The 238-nt window shown below is 47.1% G+C and carries 1 pseudogene; it reads right to left on the minus strand.

Features of this window, described 5'->3' with window-relative positions:
* Positions 1-136 precede the first annotated feature (136 nt).
* Positions 137-238, minus strand: a pseudogene (locus SB658_RS27290) (SIS domain-containing protein); the annotation flags it as partial.

The following is a 238-nucleotide window of genomic DNA, read 5'->3' on the forward strand; positions in this document are numbered from 1 at the left end:
TGAACAGGCGGCGGCTGACAGACATAAAGCTAACAGAGCGAACAGGCAGATGAGCTTTTTCAGATGCTTTTCCTCCTTTGTCACCGGACTATAACGTTATATATCATTATAGTCCGGTGAAATATAATGCGCGTTCTTAATATTCGACTTTCCACATGTAACGCCGCTGGCTTAACGGATGGTTCCTTGCTTCCGCCAGCGCATCCGCATAGCTTCTGAGCACCCGGTTTAATACGAG

This window comes from Bacillus sp. SIMBA_008, from assembly GCF_046535495.1.
Taxonomy (GTDB): domain Bacteria; phylum Bacillota; class Bacilli; order Bacillales; family Bacillaceae; genus Bacillus; species Bacillus subtilis.